Raw genomic sequence first — 17,252 nt, forward strand, 5'->3', positions numbered from 1 at the left:
CCGTTTTTAAGCCTATCGCGTCCAGGCCGTTCCATCAATACCCTTCGGGCATGGCTCCATCACTTCCCGGTCGGGTAAGCTCTGCTATTAGTTCCGAGGCTTCGGGATAGCTATCCATAAGTGCCGTCCGTTCGCCTCCCGTAAAACAGTCCGATGAAAAACCGGGAGCCATTGTGGAACCGATCAGGGCCCAGGTTCCCCCCGGTTTGATCCGATGGCCTTGCCAAGTTCCTGCCGGGCAGAGGGCCTGGAGCTTCTGGCCGGAAAAAATATTTTGCCCCAATTCCATGTGTTCCATCCTGCCGTCGGGGTAAAGGAAGAGGCTTTCCACCGTATCTCCAAGATAAAAGTGAAATAGTTCATCTGCATCCAGACGGTGTAGTGCCGAAAAGCCGTCGGGAGCGGTAAGAAGAAAATAGATGGCAGTTGCTGCGGGACGCCCGCCCATAAGCGCCGCCTTCGATCGGTAGCTTTGCCTGAAATACCCTCCCTCTACAGGAAGGGGCTCAAGTCCCAGGGTATCAATGAGTCGCTTCACGATCGCTTCCACCCGTCCCTCCTCATGTATCATACCGCCTTTCCCACGGGAAATCTGATCTCAAAGCGTGATCCCCCGTCAAAAACCTCTCGGTGTACCGTTCCGTGGATTTGCTGAGAAAGGACGTCAACCAACTCTTCTTCGGGAAGATTCCCTTCGGCAAAGGCGGCACTGTCGGTTTTTATTGTAAGCCGCACATTTTCCCCCTCGTCCCACAGCTCCGTATCGATAAGAACCGATTGCCCTCCGATAGCCTTGGAATCTATTGCGGCCGAAATCAGCTCATTTACAAGCATTCCGCAATAAATGGAAAGGTCCCTCGAAAACATCACGGCATCAATACGATTGACAACGTTGCAACTGACGCTGTTGTGAGAGGAAACAATTTGCGCAATATATTCCTCCAGAAAATTTCGAACAGAAAGGCTATCTCCGATCATCTGCTCCCTCGTACGGGAAAGATGATCATATACCATGGCCATTCCGGTTATCCTCCGGTGTGTTTTCTCAAGGGCGTTTACGGCCTCTTCCGTCAGAACTCCGTTTCTTTGCAGATTGATAAGGCTGAGGATCATCTGAAGATTATTCTTTACACGATGTTGGATCTCCTGGAGAAGGCGCTCTTTCTCTTCCAGGCTTGCGGCAAGGGAACCGGTCTTATTCTCCAACTCTTCAAGAAAACGATTAACGTTTTTTGAAAGCTCCCGAATCTCCCTTGGTCCTCCCTCGGCACTTCTTGATGAAAGATCTCCGGCAGAAGCCCGTTCAAGGGCCTCGCTTATACGAATAAGATGGCGCCCGATTGAGGTGTTTGTCCGGTATACAAGGGCAAAAAGGACGACGGAGGAGAGAAAAGCCATAAGCAGGTTAAAGAAAACGATACGGTGGATGGGTCTGCCGATCTCGTCCCAGTAAAAGGCAGTCGCAACAATCCAGTCGAAATCCGGGATATACTTAAAATTTACGATCTTCAGGCGCCGTTTATTCCCGGATGGAGTGCGCCAATAGTAGCTGGCAATCCCTTCTCCTTCCGCATAAAAACGTTGAAGAATCGAGCTAAATTCATCGGCGGGCATGTATCCTCGCGCGTCCTTCCCGTAGAGGTAGGGGTGGGCGATAAAGGTTCCGGCCCTGTCGATAACATAGGAATACCCGCCCTTACCGATCAATACGGAGTTGATGGTACGGCGTAAGGCTGCCAAATCTATGATATGCACAAATTCCTCCCGATAGCTGGTGGCCGAAAGTATCCAGTCGAGCTCGGGGATGTATGCCATATAGAGTGCTTTGTTTTTCGGTTCCTCTTCATCGCTATTACGCCATCGATATTCAAGATAGCCGTTACGAAGCAAGAGCTGTTCTTTCACCGGTTCTCTCTCACGCTGATTACTACCTGCAATTTGGGGATCGGGATGAAAAAAGACGGTACCATCACTACGAATACCGTAATAGTAACCGGATTCTCCGACATGGAAGGATAAAAGCGAGTTTACCAGTCGCTCTTCAAGCTCCGGAGGGAGGGAGACCGGCCACTCCTCTTCGGGGAGGTCCGCCAAGCCCTGTTCGCGAAGCGCTTCTTTGACGATATCGACACCGACTTCCACCTTTGAACGAAGATAAGAACGCACGCTATTTCTCAAAAGCGAGCCGATCAGATTATGGAGCGTCCGAGTAGAGCTCTTAATCTGGGTCTGAAGGTAATCTGCGGAAAGCAGATACACAACATAGGTAGAGGATCCCACGGCAAGAAGAAAAGGCAAGAGGGAAAAAAGCACAATTACGATAAACCGGCTTTTAATTGACCCACCTTTGCTGCGATGTTGACTCATTTCCTTATTGTAAGGTAGCTCATCTTCAAGTACAACTTATTCTTCCGATTTGAAGATCTGCTTTACCCTTCCCACCTGTCCATCCTCAAGCATTACCTTGATGCCATGTGGATGAAAGTCGGATTTCGTCAGAAGCCGATCCACTCTACCCTCGGTCAGAGCCCCACTTCGCTGGTCCTTTTTCAGAACGATGGCGACCTCCATGCCGGGTTTGATGTTTTTACGATAGCGACCGTCGTTCATCGTATCCTCCTCTATACTCTGAGATCCATATCGCCTTCGGCGATCCATCCCTTACGTCGCATCCATTCACTAATCCCCAGCGAAATAAGGGCGGGAAGAATAAAATGCAGCAAAAGGATCTGAGGAATGGCCTTGAGGCCCATGGTCTCGATCGTTGCAAATTGACCTACAAGGCCGCTGGTTCCCATGCCCGCTCCGATACGGTTGTTTTCCATATGAAAAACAACCGTTCCGACGGGTCCCAAGATGGCGCTGGCGATAATCGGCGGAAACCACACCCTGGGATTTCGGACGATATTGGGGATCTGGATCATGCTGGTCCCCAGCCCCTGGCTGATCAAACCGCCCCAGCGGTTCTCCCGAAAGCTTATCACCGCAAACCCGATCATTTGGCAGCTGCAGCCGATAGTACTAGCCCCGGCGGCAAGCCCGGATAGGCCCAAGCTGATTGCGATGGCAGCACTCGATATGGGTAGGGTCAGGATGATACCCATGGTCGTTGCGACGAGGATCCCCATGGGTAAGGGATAGAGGGTGGTAAGCAGATTAATAAAAGCGCCTATGGCACTCATAAGCTTGGCAACCCAGGGAGCAAGAAAAGCGCCGGTAAGGGAACCGACGATGATGGTACCGGCGGGCACCAGAATGATATTGAGCTTTGTCCGGTCCTGGACAAGCTTACTGAACTCGGCTCCCACCAAGGCGGCGAGGAGAGCACCTACCGGCTCACCAATATGAAGAAGCGCACCGGTATCGGAAAAGGTTATACTTCCGGCTCCCACGGCTCCGGTAATAATCGACGCAAAAATTCCCAATGGCCCTGCCCCGACCGATGAGGCGACACCGGCGCCGATGGCCGGGCCCATCATGTACTGGGCAATCTGTCCGAACCGGGCAAGCAGGCTCCATCCCGCATAGGTACCTATCTGTTTCAAGATAAGGCCGATGATGAGGCTTGCAAAAAGCCCGAGAGCCATCCCGTTAAGAACATTGATAATGTACTTTTTCACCTTCCCTGCCGGCTTTGCCATATGCTGCTCTCCTTACAGAGGGTTTTGATTATGGTAATCATATTTACGCTTTTGGCAAGCCGCAGGCGTCGGTTTACAACCATTCAATGAGTAGAGAAAGCGGCCGTAGAGCTGAGCCACGGCCGCTTATTCAAAAAAATATGCCGATACCTTCGCCAACCTTATAAACAGAGTCTATGCGAATTTTCCCGATCCGAGACGCTTGGCAACCTCTTCCAGTACCGCTTCTTCCTGGACCAGGCCTAAGCGGATATATCCTCCACCGTTCTTTCCATACGCCGTGCCGGGAACTCCCACAAAGCCGTAATCATCATATAGCACCTGGATAAAATCCCAGGCATTCATGCCGGCAGGGACCTCCACCCAGACATACATGGCACCCTCCGGTTTCGTAAAACGGAGTCCGCATGCAGACAATCCCGCACACAAAATGTCACGTCGCTTTTGATACATCGATGAAAGTTCCTGATAAAACGTCTCATCCATACTCTTCAAGGCTGTCGCTGCGGCAAGCTGTATAGGATAGAACACATTCGAATCGATCTTTGATTTGTAGAGTTTCACGGCATCGAGGATCTCTTTTTGGGCAACAATCGCGCCGACTCGCCATCCCGCCATGTTGTATGTCTTTGAAAAGGCAAAGAACTCCAAGGCCATGGAGGTTCCGTTGTTTCCTGTAAGATAACTTGTAGCACGCCTATCATCGAACGCTATCTCCGAATAGGCCAGGTCGCTCATGACCGCGAAATCGTAACGGGATGCAAGCAGGGAGAGTTGTTGATAAAAGTCGATGCCGACCAGTCGACCCGTCGGATTTGAAGGATAATTGACAACAACATAACTTGGATGATGGAGTTCTGCAATTGCCTCGATCTCCTGCAAAACAGCAGCCTCGTTCGCGTTACTGTTATAGGTGATCAACTTGGCACCGCAAAAATCCCCAGCCTCGAAATAGGTCGGATAACCGGGATCCGGAATGACAAGGACCTCACCGGGGTTGAGCAATGCGTGAAATGCATTGAAGATCGCCTCTTTGATTCCCACGGTGATTAAGACCTCTGTCCGGGGATCAATACGAACGGCGAAGCGTTTCTCATACCACGCGGCGACGGCCTCACATAATTCCATAGCCCCGAATTGAGGTGGGTAGGTGTGATACTTCTCTACATAAACATCCTGAACAAATTGATCAAGAATGTTTTTTGGTGTTGCCCGGTTCGGGGCGCCGATGGAGAGGTCGATAAACGTATCAAAGTTTTTTGGAGGCTTCAGTTTCATCTCACGGATAAAACCAAAAGCGTCGGGAACAAGCCAGTGTAGTTTTTTGCTTCCAAATCTCATCTGCTGATGATTGCCCATAGTATTCTCCTCTGCGAATAGTTGTGGTAATATGTGCTGCAAGATTTATTCATTGATGTAGACCTTGGGAACTCTTGCAGGAATTCGACAAATAACTTCATTAACGATGACATTACCCCTCTGGGTAAGATCGATCATAGTCGGTTCATTACGGCCATGGCCCAGTAACATCACGGTATCGTCCGGGCCTACCTGCAGATCCCGACCAAGATCAACGATTAATTGATCCATGCAGACCATTCCAATAACCGGATAGTGTTTCTCCTTGATTGTGACAAATCCTTTATTTGAGAGACTTCTTGGATAGCCATCACAGAAACCGGCCGCTACAACGCCGATATGTGTATCGTTTTCGGCAACAAAGGTTCTCCCATAGGAGACACTCTCCCCCTTTTTTATTGTCTTAATGAGTCCGATCTTTGTCTCCATGGACAGGACCGGTCGAAGGTCTGCTTTATCCCTCCCCATATTGATAAGATCGGGAGGATACCCAAAGATACCCAGACCGGGCCTTACCATGTCGTAATAAGCCTCCGGATACTGAATAATCGCTCCGGTGTTCGCAGCATGCACAAGGCCATGAGGGATATGCTGGGATTTAAGGGTCTCTACAAGTAGGTCCAGCCTATTAATCTGTAAGAGCGTATAGGCACGATCAGAGATATCTGAAACGGAAAAATGCGTACAGATCCCTCCCATCATAAGGTTTTTACTATTACCGACAAAGCTTGCCAGGGACAAAGCTTCTTCGGGTCGACAGCCCAGCCGTCCCATGCCAGTATCAACCTTGAGATGGATCTCGGCCACTTTTCCCTGGTTTCGGGCTTCTTGTTCAATCTGTTTGATGTATGCCAAATCGGAGGCAAAGGGAGTAATATCAAACCTAACGAGCCGGGGGACCTCGGAAACGTCGGCTACCGTAAATAGAAAGATAGGCGCCGCAATTCCTGCATCCCGAAGCTCAAGGGCCTCATCCACGGTAGCAACACCAAGGGCCTGTGCACCGGCCTCAATACCGACCTTTGCCATCTTTACGGAGCCGTGGCCGTATGCATTTGCTTTGACCACCAGACAAATCTTCCTTCCGCCGGTTTTCTTCGAGATGACCCGAATATTATGACGATACAACCCTAAATCGATACGTGCCTTTGTCGGACGCATAACGGTAACCTCAAACTAATGGCGAGTACTAAGACGTCGTTCCAGATTTTTAGAAACGAGGATCAGCGGATAACAGATAATAAAGAAATACCCGCCCACGATCAGAAATGCGAGAAAAGAGTTTTGCGTAAGCAAAGACATCTGTCGTGATGTTCTCACCACCTCGGCAAGTCCGACGAGAGATACGATGGAAGTATCCTTTATCGTCATAATCACCTGACCAACGATCGAAGGCAGCGTTAATTTGATCATCTGCGGGAAAATGATCAACGTCATCTTCTGAAAAAAATTCATGCCAATCGAATCAGCGGCAAAATACTGCCCGGCATCAATGCTGCGAAGTCCACTTAGGAAAATTTCGGACATAAAGGCGGATGACGTGAAAGACAATACGAAAACGCCCGTTCCAAACGGAGAAAGGGAAATCCCGATATTGGGAAGAATAAAAAACGTTGCATATACCAGAAGTAAGAAAGGGGCTCCCCTGATGATCTCGACAAGAAGGGAGAAAAACTGAGACAGAATACGTATCCTATAATATCGAACAACGGCAATAACAGACCCCAGGATAAGGCCGATAAGCAAAACTATTGGTAGGAAAGAGAGATTGATAAGAAATGCTTTCCCAAGGCGCAGGATCTGATGTAATATGGAAATATCTTCAAAGAACATGATTTACCCCCTGCTTGCCTTTTTGGTTTCGAAGGACATACTAGCAAGTCTGAACACAATGTAGAGCAAGAAATAAATTATCATCGGTATGACTAAGGCTTCCATCGGCCTGTAGGTAGAGGAGGAAACATTCCGATAGGTATATGTCAACTCCTGGACAACCAATACCGCAGCAAGGCTGGTATCCTTTATCAGATATGAGAATTGAGACAAAAGCGGAGCAATAACCCGCTGTATGACCTGAGGGAAAATGATATACTGGAGGCAGGCAAACCAACCCATGCCAAGGGAATAGGCGGCATAAAACTGTCCATTATCGATGCCTTCCAAGCCTCCGCGGAAAATCTCAACGACGTAGGCTCCTGTGTTGAGCGAAAAAGCTATGACCGAACTCACATACGGATCTACCTGGACACCGAGCAGAGGCAAGCCGTAATAGATAAAATATAGTTGAACCAGCAGTGGAGTGCTCCGCATAATAATCGTATATGTATCGATAATCACGGAAAGCAGCCGAATCCTTGCCTGGTTTACAGTCGCCAGAACGAGCCCCAAAAAAAGCGCAATACAAGCACTGAAGAACGCAATTTTCAATGTCTCCAATGCCGCTTTGAGGAAATCCGGGAGATACTGGATAATAATATATATCTGCATGGTACACTCCCAAGGGCTAAAGGATTTTTCTCAAAAATTCTTTCGCTCGATCACTCGTAGGATTATGAAAAAACTGATCTTTATCTGTAAGCTCAAGGATTTCCCCTCGTTCGAGAAAACAAACCTTTGTAGCAACCTCACGGGCAAAACCCATTTCGTGAGTGACAATAACCATAGTCATTCCTTGAAGTGCGAGGTCCTTCATAACCGACAAGACTTCCTTAATCATTTCCGGATCAAGAGCACTGGTCGGCTCATCAAAAAGCATGAGTTCGGGATTCATTGCCAGAGAGCGTGCAATCGCAACCCGCTGCTTTTGGCCGCCGGATAGCTGCGAAGGATATACATCATATTTTTCGGACAACCCAACAAGATCGAGCAGTTTCTTCGCCCGTTCTTTTACCTCTGCCTCATTTTCATGCTTTACCTTTATGGGCCCGATTGCAACATTATCCAAAACCGTGAGATGGGGAAACAAATCGAAATGCTGAAATACCATTCCGCATCGCTTTCTAACTTCAACCAAATTTTTTCGGTTCTTCTTGCCACCGGAAATCTCCATGCCGAGAACTTTCACGCTGCCATGGTGACTGTGTTCAAGCTGATTGATGCAGCGAAGCAAGGTACTCTTTCCGGAACCACTGGGACCGCAGATAACAAGTATATCGCCTTCCTCTACAGTGAGACTTAAATCGGAAAGCACCTGTGTAGTGCCATATTTAAATGATAGATCGGTAATTCTAACGAGTTCTTCTTTCTTCATGGAACCTTCCTGAAAATAACATTGCGGAAGAGGCTTCCCTCCTCCGCATATCGTGCTGTGTCTTTTAAGCTTATTGAATTATTGGGTTTGGCGTCCAATCCTTGCCTACAAATTTTTTGTAGATTTTTCCATAATTTCCGTTAAGCTTTTCCCATTTCAAAAACCAATTGAACCAATCAACCAAGGCATCATTCTGATTTCCCTGCGTGAAAGCCAAGCCGTACACATCGGGACGTACGGGGTTGGCAGTGAGGGTAAATTCGGGGTTTTGCTTACAAAACTCAAGCAAAAGGAGTTCATCATCCATTACACCGTCGATCCTTCCGTTCTTCAGCTCATTGATAAAGTCGGTTGAACTTTCATACTGCTTTGGCTCGTAGTTATAGTTTTCCTTCAAATAGGTCGCATGCGAAGAACCCATTGTTGCCGCCAGGATCTTGCCAGGTTCAAGCAGCTCCTTCCAATCCCGAATACCGCTGTCCTTCCGCACCATGGCATACACACCGGTAAACATATAAGGATCGGAAAAACGGATCGCCTTTGCCCTCGATAAGGACATCGACATGTTTGCCGCTATCATATCCACCTTACCGGCAGTCAAAGAGGGAATCAGGCTCTCCCAAGCCATGTCCTGCCATTCGACCTCCACACCCAACTCTTTCGCGGCAAGCTCCATCAGCTCAACGATTAATCCGGCGGGTTTTCCTTCCGCATCTTTGTACTGAACAGGCGGTCCTGTCAGGTCTGTGGCTACCACCAATTTGCCGCTCTTCAGAATCTTCTGGAGTGCATCCTCCTGTGTCTTTGTTGCATTAGCAGCAGACTGCCCTCCGTTCGAACAAGCCCCTGCCAAAAGGGAAAGAATCATCACCAAGGCCAAAAGGATGATACTTTTTTTCCGTAAACATCGTACTTGCATTGTCGTCCTCCTTAATCTGAATGAAGTATGCATAATGATATGCTCACTTATGTCATATGTCAACTATTTATGATTGCAAATTCCGTATGCCGACACGGCCCCTTCAGCATACCTGCCTTCCTGCGTTCCCCGTCTCATGGTTACGCAGCTGGCCCAACACTCCGCCGGGGTGCCACATCACGTACTCTTCAGGGCTCACTCCCCGAACGCTCTGCAAGATGACGCTTAAGCCCTGAAGAATGAGGATTTCAGCGAGTACCGAAATTCGCGGCGCGCGATCAAGAGGGCCCCCTTCCCCGGAGACCCCGGCAAAGAGATGGGCATCTCCCTCCCGTGCCAACCACGAGGTGGTATTTCCCGTCACCGCAATAACCTTACATCCATTTCGTTTGATCGCTGAGACGGTGGCCTTCAGTTCCGTCGTTTCCCCGCTATTGGAAATACAAATGACAACATCCCCGGGAACCAATTGGCCGCAGGAACCGTGCACCGCCTCAGTTCCATGCAAGTAGTAGGTTGGGGTTCCCGTGGAGGAGAGTAATGAGGCTACATACTCTGCCACATGCGACGGCTTCCCGATTCCGGTGATATGTACCCGATTCCCCCGTTTTTCAGCGGCAAGAATGAGTTCGATCGCATCCTCGTACATGTCCCTCGTAATAAGCTCTGCATACCGGCCGAATTCTTTGCACGCCGTATCGACAAATCGGTCCAGCGCCTCCTGTCCCGCTTTCAACTCTTCCATCTCCTCTCCTATCCCTTCAGCACATCCAACAAGTTCGACTCAACGCCTTGTTCCCGGCCTTTAGCCATTAAATCGGTGACCTCGCTCAAATACGGCAACGACGGTTGTGCGCCAGGACGCGACACCGTCAATGCCGCCGTGTAGCTTGCGAACAGTAATGCCTGCTCATGGTTCATGCCGGTACTCAGTCCGCTCACAAATGCAGCTACAAACGAATCCCCGGCGGCCGTCGGGTCTTTCACATCCACAACATCAATGCAGGGTTGAACAAGAAACTCATTCCTATTAATCAGCGCAGAGCCGCAGCTTCCCAGGGTAACAAGCACATTCTTCACGCCTTTTTTCAGCAGCACCTCGGCTGCGGCTCTTAGATCATCACGGTTAACCCGTTCATCTTCCTTCCTGATGGGTATCCCCGTAAGCGCCTGTATCTCATGCTCATTGGGAGAGATGTAGCTAAGCCCTGCAAGCATGCCATCGGATAGTGAGGAAGCCGGAGCGGAGTTGAGCATGACCGGAACCCCTTTTGATGAGGCATATTCGACTACCAACTCATTGATCTCCATCGGAATCTCCAATTGCAACATCACCATTGCATATTGGTCGACAATCTCCTTTACGAAGGATATGTCCTCCGCCCCGATGGTCATATTCGCACCTGATACGACGATGATCCGATTCGCCGTCCCTTTGCCGGCCACCTCTTCCAACATTACATCTCCAACCGCGGAAGCGGTTTTCTTTGCGACCGTCACGTATTGGGTATCGATTCCTGCTTTCTCGCAGGAAAGGACCAGGGCCTTCCCGAACTCATCATCGCCGACCTTACCGATCATCGTGACATCGGCCCCCAGGCGGGCGGCTTGGACCGCCTGGTTGGCGCCCTTCCCTCCAGGAGCCGTTGCAAAGGATTTTCCCAACACCGTTTCGCCAGAGCCGGGAAAGACCTCTGTTGTGACGATCAGATCCATCACAAAACTTCCAACCACCAAGATCTTCGGGGACTCTACCATCGCTATTGCGCTCCCCTCTCCGTCTCCGGCAGGAATCGGGCACACATATCCGCCGAAAGTGCGCGAAACTGATCGACCTCAAGCCGTTGTGAATCGCTTAAAACCGTGTATCGCGCATCAGAGCGCCTACATATCTCAGTTGAGAAAATACCTTCTTTCATGAGTGCATACTTGGCATTGGCAGGATAGGATTGACATTCTATGACCGAAGCGGTCCCAATGTAGTTCTGGAGTTCTTCGGCGCTTTTCCCCATGCTCTCCCAGTTGTGGCATAACTTCCTGTAGAGTTCCGGATGGAAGTTGGCCATGACCCCACTATATCCGGCATACCCCTGCCGGAGTGAATAGAGCAGAGTCGCCGCATTTGCGTTGAAAAACCTTACATTGCTTCCCTTTGCCAAGGCAGCACGCTTTGCTATAAGGGAGGGGTTGCAGCAGGTGTCTTTAATGAATTGAAAGCGTTTCGTCGCAATCAAGGCAATAAGGACCTCCTCGGAGAGAATCCGTTTATAGGGATAAGGACATTCATAGAGGCCGAGGGGAATGGTATCGGGAAGGGCCGCCATCAACTTCTCAAGCGACGTAAGCCAGGCGGCGTCATTCTGATCGGGAGATGCAAGCCTATTGGAAACCAGAACAAGCGCGTCTGCGCCAGATTCTGCCATATCCATCAATTCCTCGACCTGATCCGAAATGCTATCCGAAATATGGCCCGAGGCCATGACAGGAAATCTTCCCCCGGACAGCTCAACCGTTTTTCGGCACAACTGCTTCCGTTCCCTTCTCGATAATTCAAACATCGCACTGGATTGACATACGGAAAACAGACCGTCGATTCCCTTTTCGCTATACCAGTTGATAAGACGCTCAAGTGCCTCATAATCTATGGCAAGATTCTCTTTGAATGGTGTCACCATCGTAGGATATACACCACTTACAATTTCTTTTCGCATTCTGTTCAACACCTTGTATTCGTTAAGTTGATTCCTCAAGACAAAAAAACGTTATCATGACTTATGTCATATGTCAACTAAACTTTTCACTAAACTCTTGACATAAGTCCATGATGGCGTATAATCCACTCACATCGGCGGTGCACAAAAATTCTTATGCATGATGCGTCGCTGGCAAAAGGTAGTATACGTGAAAGACATTTTACCGTTACCGCGAATGAAAATTTCTGATGAAGTAACTCGTGCGATTGAAGACTTTATCGTCGAGAACAATCTGGAGACAGGAGATAAATTGCCTTCTCAGGCGGAACTATCGGCAAAATTGCATGTTGGAACACGCTCCATCAGAGAGGCCATACGCTCTCTGGAATCACGCGGGATGGTGGAGACAAAACAGGGTAAAGGTGTTTTTGTTAAAAACAACAATCTCGATTACTTTTTGGAAACCCTGATGGCGTCGTTTGTTTTTCATCTTCCCGAACAGAAAGAATTGTTTCTCGACCTCACAAAAACGCGCAGGATTATTGAAGTCCAGGCAATATACGATGTAACCCAGAATCCTCCGCCGAATTTCATCTCACAATTTACCCGAATTGTGGAAGAACTTGATGCCAAGGCCCAAACAGGGGAGATCGATGCCTATAACCTTCTTGATTTAAAACTTCATCAATCAATCATCAATGCTACCGGCAACAAAATTCTTATGTCGCTGTACAGGTACTTACGCGATCTGCTCGTCAAATGCTTTGGAAAGACCGGCTATGTACACGGGAGCATTGAAACCAGTATTACCGACCACCATAAAATGCTTGAGGCCCTGCAAAAGCAGGATGCGGCACAGGCAAAAGCGGTTATGGAATCGCATATCGGACTCACCCTAAGTAAAATCGAACATCTTTCCTTGACCTGAGAAAGCTGCACTGGGTATGATGCGGCACAGGAATCGTCATGAAAATTCTTGGAATCAACGGAAGTCCGCGAAAAAACGGAAATACCAGAACGATCATCTCTTGCATGCTTGAGGGTGTCCAAAAAGCAGGAGGAGAGGCTGAGTATATCCATCTGCCTTCATATCATATCGAAGGCTGCATCGGTTGCGAGAAGTGCCGAAAAGAAAAACGGTGCGCTCAGTTTTTCGACGGTATGCAGCTGCTCTATCCCAAGATAGAAAAAGCGGATGGTATTATCCTAGGATCGCCGACATACAATTACAATATGACGCCTTGGATGAAGGCTTTCATCGATCGTCTTTACCCCTATTTCGATTTCTCTCAACAACGGCCGGGGCCTTACAGCTCCCGGCTCAGCGGGAAGGGTAAAAAAGCCTTGGTCTTTGGGGTATGTGAACAAATAGACCCGAAGGAGATGGGATATACCATCGTCGCCATGAGGGACGCTATTAAGGTCGTCGGCTATGAGATTTTCGCAGAGCTTGCCTTCCCGGCCCATTTTTATCCGGGATCTGTTGCCAAAGATCCATCGTCACGGGAAAAGGCAGAATCGGCCGGAAAAGCCTTTACAGCCTCGTTTCAAGGTACAATCGCATAAGAAGAAAGCTTCACTGAGAAATCAGGATGATCCCTTCCAAAGGAGCAAGCATGATCTCCCGTTCAATAACAGCTTGTGCCCCCTGCTCCGAAAAATCGGAGGCATGGGTGGAAAAAAGCTTTCGCCATCTCCCATTCTCCACCTTCAGCGATTGATGCCTCTTTGATGAAAAATTAACGCAGACGATAAAACGTTCTTTCGCATCGGCTTTCCGCAGGTAGACAAGAAGCTCTTTCTCATCAGCCTGGACCAACGTGAAACTGCCTCGCCGAAGAGCGGGATACTTTGAGCGAAGGGTAATGAGGGTCTTAAAGCAGGATAGGACCGATCCCGCCCTGCCTTGTTGATCCGCTACGTTCACCTCTTGATAATTGGGGTGCAAAGGAAGCCATGGCCTGGCAGCGGGATTCGAGGAAAAACCGGCGCAGTCGCCGCCATTCCACTGCATGGGAAGCCGCTCTCCGTCGCGCCCCTTGTGAAAAGGCCAGTAACGAATTCCAACAGGATCGGCAAGGCGGGAGCGGGGTACCGCTGCGTTTTCCATTCCGATCTCCTCTCCCATGTAGAGGAAGGGAGGTCCTCCCTGGGTCAGCAGCATCACTCCGATCAATTTCGCCACAGCTTCCTTCATTTCCCGATCAGAAGAAGGGGCATAGCGACTGAGCGCACGAACAACATCGTGATTTGAAAAGACGAAACAGGGAGTACCGCCGTACCGCAAGGCGGCACGATATTGCCCTTCGAAAATCGAACCGAAACGACGAGCGGACCAGGGGGAGAAGGTAAGCGAGAAATCAAAGGCCAGATGAAGCTGATCCTGTACACCGGTAAAGGATGCTGCGAGTTCCTGATCAACGGGCTTGTCGAGATATATCTCCCCTACCGCAAAGCTTCCCGGATATCGATTAAGGAGCCTGCGAAGCTGACGAAGATATTCTCCTGTGGCAGGACTGTTGCGGTCGTAGAGATGGCGCTGCATCTCATAGGGCCTCGGAGGCCAGCCGAAGGTAAAGGGGTTGTCCCGAAATTCGGAGTCTTTACCGATCAGATTGATGACATCGAGGCGAAAACCGTCCACGCCCTCCTTCAGCCAAAACTCAAGCTCGTCGAAAATCGCCTTCCGGCAGCGGGGATTCGCCCAGTTCAAATCCGGCTGCTCCGGCAAAAAGGAGTGGAGATAATACTCACCGCTTGTATCGTCGAAAGTCCAGCAGCTGCCGCCGAAGGAAGCCTTCCAGTTGTTCGGTACCCGTCCGCCCTTTTTCGGTTTCCGCCATACATAAAAATCGCGATCAGGATTATTCTTTGATGAACGGCTTTCAATGAACCAGGGATGAAGAAAGCTGGTGTGGTTGAACACCATATCCATGATTATTCCGATATTACAACGGTGGGCTTCTTCCAGAAGCCGGCGGAAGGCCTCGATATCGCCGAATACGGGATCGATTTCCCGATAATCGCTTATGTCATAGCCGAAATCGAACATGGGGCTTTTATTGATCGGGCTGATCCAGATGCCTGAAACCCCAAGCTCCCGGAGATAATCAAGCCTTGTGCGTATCCCGTCGAGATCCCCTACCCCGTCTCCGTCGGCATCAAAGAAACTTCTCGGATAGATTTGATAGATTACGCCCTCTTTCCACCAACTATCGTCGCGGTGCAGTTGTCCCATTGCAGCCCCCGTTTCCCTTTTTTCTCAGCCGTCATTATATTATAGCCAGAGGGCAAGATGGAAGAACGAATACAAAAAGCACAGCTGCTTATAATGGATAATCGTTACCTTGATGCGCTTGAAATCCTGACTGAAATTCTCAGGGAAGAGCCGGACGAGAGGGAAGCACTTCGGCTTGCCGGTACCGCATGGATGGAAAGCGGAGAGGCAGGAAAAGCGGTTAAGGCCCTCGATTACTATAGAAAACGGTGGGGAGACGATGCAAAGGCATTGGAGGCCCTGGGCTGTTCCCACTTCAAACTTGGAAATTATGGGCTGAGCAGAGAGATACTTGAGGAGGCTGAACGGCTGGATGATCGAAATCCATCCATAGAACGCAACCTCGGAGTCGTATATCACCACCTTGGCGAAGAGGGGAAAAGCATTCGGAGACTTGAACAGTCAAACGAACTTGGCCCCGAGGACTACCGGACCATGTATGCTCTTGCCATGGCCTACATGCTTGCCGGACGACCGGCCGAAGCAGAACCCCTGCTCGAAGGAGTGCTTAAGGTTCCGACTCCGGAAGAGTTCAGAACCCTTGCAAGGGTGAATCTTAAACGTATTCATAAACAGATCGAAACTATGGAACGCCCAAAAACAAAGGATTAATCCCTAAACCATAATTGCGGTCGGTTTGTTTTACGTATAGGATGTCGGCATGCTATTCGAAGAGGAATCCAAAGCCTTTTTCACCGTCTCCGGGCTTACGGCTCTCATCAAGGAGCGGCTCGAAAGCGGCTTTTCATCGGTTGCGGTGGAGGGTGAGATATCGAATTTTCGCCCCTCTGCAGCAGGCCATTGGTATTTTTCCCTTAAGGATCAGGACGCGGTCATTAGTGCTGTCATGTTTCGGGGAAAGAGTGCGAGGGTCGATTTCTACCCGGAAGACGGGATAACGGTCAAGATAAGCGGAAATCTCTCCGTCTATGAAAAACGCGGAAACTATCAGATCATATGTGACACCATGGTTCGTTCGGGCGAAGGGGCCATCCTTGCGATGCTGGAAGAACGCAAACGCAGGCTTGCCGCCGAGGGCTTGTTCGACCTGGAGAAGAAGAAACCCATCCCACCCTTTCCAGCGCGGGTCGCGGTGATCACCAGTCCTACGGGAGCCGCCCTCCGTGACATTCTGCAGGTACTGGGGCGTCGAGGTGCAGGGGTCGATATCACCATTTTACCTACCTTGGTTCAGGGAGACGGGGCCGCTGAACAGATAGCGGCCCAAATCAGAAGGGCAAATCGCTACAACATGGGCGAGGTCATCATCATGGGGCGGGGAGGCGGCAGTCTCGAAGACCTGCTCCCCTTTAGTGAGGAAGCAGTGGCCAGGGCAGTCGCCGAAAGCACGATTCCCATCATCTCAGCGGTCGGTCATGAGACGGATACGGCCCTTTCGGATCTTGCGGCGGACCTCAGGGCCCCCACCCCCTCCGCCGCGGCGGAACTTGTCTGCGAGGAACGTGAAGCGTTGTTGCTGAGGGTCGGGGCTATCGCGGGAGAGATGCAAGACAATCTGCTTCGCAGCGCAGAGAAGGCAAGGATCCTCCTTCAGCGTTTCTCGGGCGAGGAGATGAAAGAGCGGATGCAGCGACTGCTCCAACCGCGGCGCTTTGAGCTTGACGATCAACGGGAAGAGGCGGTCAGGGCCATAGGAGAGAAGATAACGGCTGAGCGCCATCGTCTGGCCCTGATTATCAAGGAGATGGAGACATCAAACCCCCTTGCAATTCTCCAAAAGGGGTATGCGGTGGTAAGCCGAAAACGGGACGACGGCCTGGTTACCGATGCTGCGGAAGAGAGGGTTGGCGAAGCACTTTGCATTCGCCTGGCGAAGGGCTCTGTAGATGCAACGATAGAGGAGATACACAGTGAAAAGCTTTGAAGAACGGATGGCCCGACTTGAAGAACTAAATGATCAACTGAGAAAAGGGAGCCTTTCCCTGGCTGAAGCGATGGCAACCTTCGAAGAAGGCATGACCCTTGCAAAGGGGCTTGAAAAGGAGCTTTCGAAAATAGAACGGAGGATCGAAATACTCGTCAATGAACCGGAGGCCCCGGACGAAACACCGAACCTGGAGCTTTTCGGGCAGTAGTCGCTTTGAACCGATAG

At 49.9% G+C, this 17,252-nt stretch carries 19 protein-coding genes; 5 read left to right on the forward strand and 14 right to left on the reverse strand.

Going from position 1 to position 17,252, the window contains the following annotated elements:
• Nucleotides 1–34 precede the first annotated feature (34 nt).
• The 13 genes from F459_RS0105295 to F459_RS0105355 all read right to left on the reverse strand — a co-directional run bounded on the left by F459_RS0105295 (nt 35) and on the right by F459_RS0105355 (nt 11,880).
• Nucleotides 35–571 carry a cupin domain-containing protein gene (locus F459_RS0105295; protein ID WP_020611695.1) on the reverse strand — a complete coding sequence of 179 codons (537 nt, stop codon included), beginning with the start codon at nt 569–571 and terminating at the stop codon, nt 35–37.
• On the reverse strand, nt 568–2,367 hold the full coding sequence (locus tag F459_RS0105300) for a cache domain-containing protein (protein ID WP_020611696.1): 1,800 nt from the start codon (nt 2,365–2,367) through the stop codon (nt 568–570). Before F459_RS0105300 ends, F459_RS0105295 begins: the two co-directional genes overlap by 4 nt.
• Before the next feature lie 36 nt (nt 2,368–2,403).
• Entirely contained in the window at nt 2,404–2,610 is a 207-nt protein-coding gene (locus F459_RS0105305) for a YwbE family protein (RefSeq protein WP_013253949.1), read from the reverse strand.
• 11 nt (nt 2,611–2,621) lie between these two features.
• Nucleotides 2,622–3,641: a PTS transporter subunit IIC gene (locus F459_RS0105310; protein WP_020611697.1), complete on the reverse strand. Its 1,020-nt coding sequence runs from the start codon at nt 3,639–3,641 to the stop codon at nt 2,622–2,624.
• A gap of 174 nt (nt 3,642–3,815) precedes the next feature.
• The gene (locus tag F459_RS0105315) at nt 3,816–5,000 is read right to left on the reverse strand and encodes a pyridoxal phosphate-dependent aminotransferase (RefSeq protein WP_020611698.1); all 1,185 of its coding nucleotides are present in this window, start codon (nt 4,998–5,000) and stop codon (nt 3,816–3,818) included.
• A gap of 45 nt (nt 5,001–5,045) precedes the next feature.
• Nucleotides 5,046–6,161: an alanine racemase gene (alr, locus tag F459_RS0105320; RefSeq protein WP_020611699.1), complete on the reverse strand. Its 1,116-nt coding sequence runs from the start codon at nt 6,159–6,161 to the stop codon at nt 5,046–5,048.
• Between the two features lie 15 nt (nt 6,162–6,176).
• Nucleotides 6,177–6,833 carry an amino acid ABC transporter permease gene (locus tag F459_RS0105325; protein ID WP_020611700.1) on the reverse strand — a complete coding sequence of 219 codons (657 nt, stop codon included), beginning with the start codon at nt 6,831–6,833 and terminating at the stop codon, nt 6,177–6,179.
• 3 nt (nt 6,834–6,836) lie between these two features.
• Nucleotides 6,837–7,487 carry an amino acid ABC transporter permease gene (locus F459_RS0105330; RefSeq protein ID WP_020611701.1) on the reverse strand — a complete coding sequence of 217 codons (651 nt, stop codon included), beginning with the start codon at nt 7,485–7,487 and terminating at the stop codon, nt 6,837–6,839.
• 16 nt (nt 7,488–7,503) lie between these two features.
• Entirely contained in the window at nt 7,504–8,250 is a 747-nt protein-coding gene (locus F459_RS0105335; protein WP_020611702.1) for an amino acid ABC transporter ATP-binding protein, read from the reverse strand.
• Nucleotides 8,251–8,320: 70 nt separating this feature from the next.
• Nucleotides 8,321–9,169: an ABC transporter substrate-binding protein gene (locus tag F459_RS0105340; RefSeq protein WP_020611703.1), complete on the reverse strand. Its 849-nt coding sequence runs from the start codon at nt 9,167–9,169 to the stop codon at nt 8,321–8,323.
• A 103-nt stretch (nt 9,170–9,272) separates the two neighbouring features.
• Nucleotides 9,273–9,914 carry an SIS domain-containing protein gene (locus F459_RS0105345; protein WP_020611704.1) on the reverse strand — a complete coding sequence of 214 codons (642 nt, stop codon included), beginning with the start codon at nt 9,912–9,914 and terminating at the stop codon, nt 9,273–9,275.
• An 8-nt stretch (nt 9,915–9,922) separates the two neighbouring features.
• Complete coding sequence (locus F459_RS0105350; protein ID WP_020611705.1) at nt 9,923–10,927, reverse strand: ribokinase; 1,005 nt, start codon at nt 10,925–10,927, stop codon at nt 9,923–9,925.
• A 2-nt stretch (nt 10,928–10,929) separates the two neighbouring features.
• Nucleotides 10,930–11,880 carry a dihydrodipicolinate synthase family protein gene (locus F459_RS0105355; RefSeq protein ID WP_020611706.1) on the reverse strand — a complete coding sequence of 317 codons (951 nt, stop codon included), beginning with the start codon at nt 11,878–11,880 and terminating at the stop codon, nt 10,930–10,932.
• A 217-nt stretch (nt 11,881–12,097) separates the two neighbouring features.
• On the opposite strand from F459_RS0105355, the gene F459_RS0105360 reads away from it, so the two are divergent.
• Complete coding sequence (locus tag F459_RS0105360; protein ID WP_020611707.1) at nt 12,098–12,790, forward strand: FadR/GntR family transcriptional regulator; 693 nt, start codon at nt 12,098–12,100, stop codon at nt 12,788–12,790.
• A 38-nt stretch (nt 12,791–12,828) separates the two neighbouring features.
• A complete protein-coding gene (locus F459_RS0105365; protein ID WP_020611708.1) occupies nt 12,829–13,428 on the forward strand; it encodes a flavodoxin family protein in 600 nt (199 codons plus the stop codon).
• Between the two features lie 10 nt (nt 13,429–13,438).
• On the opposite strand, the gene F459_RS0105370 is transcribed toward F459_RS0105365, so the two are convergent.
• Nucleotides 13,439–15,100 (reverse strand): glycoside hydrolase family 13 protein, encoded by a 1,662-nt coding sequence (locus F459_RS0105370; RefSeq protein WP_020611709.1) that lies wholly within the window; start codon nt 15,098–15,100, stop codon nt 13,439–13,441.
• A 57-nt stretch (nt 15,101–15,157) separates the two neighbouring features.
• Here F459_RS0105370 and F459_RS0105375 point away from each other — a divergent pair, with 57 nt between their 5' ends.
• The 3 genes from F459_RS0105375 to xseB are packed head-to-tail and all read left to right on the forward strand — an operon-like array spanning nt 15,158 to nt 17,235.
• Nucleotides 15,158–15,751: a tetratricopeptide repeat protein gene (locus F459_RS0105375; RefSeq protein WP_020611710.1), complete on the forward strand. Its 594-nt coding sequence runs from the start codon at nt 15,158–15,160 to the stop codon at nt 15,749–15,751.
• A 49-nt stretch (nt 15,752–15,800) separates the two neighbouring features.
• Complete coding sequence (gene xseA, locus F459_RS0105380) at nt 15,801–17,024, forward strand: exodeoxyribonuclease VII large subunit (RefSeq protein WP_020611711.1); 1,224 nt, start codon at nt 15,801–15,803, stop codon at nt 17,022–17,024.
• The gene (gene xseB / locus F459_RS0105385) at nt 17,011–17,235 is read left to right on the forward strand and encodes an exodeoxyribonuclease VII small subunit (RefSeq protein ID WP_020611712.1); all 225 of its coding nucleotides are present in this window, start codon (nt 17,011–17,013) and stop codon (nt 17,233–17,235) included. Before xseA ends, xseB begins: the two co-directional genes overlap by 14 nt.
• Nucleotides 17,236–17,252 lie beyond the last annotated feature (17 nt).

Origin of the sequence: Sediminispirochaeta bajacaliforniensis DSM 16054, from assembly GCF_000378205.1 — a bacterium.
GTDB classification, from domain to species: domain Bacteria; phylum Spirochaetota; class Spirochaetia; order DSM-16054; family Sediminispirochaetaceae; genus Sediminispirochaeta; species Sediminispirochaeta bajacaliforniensis.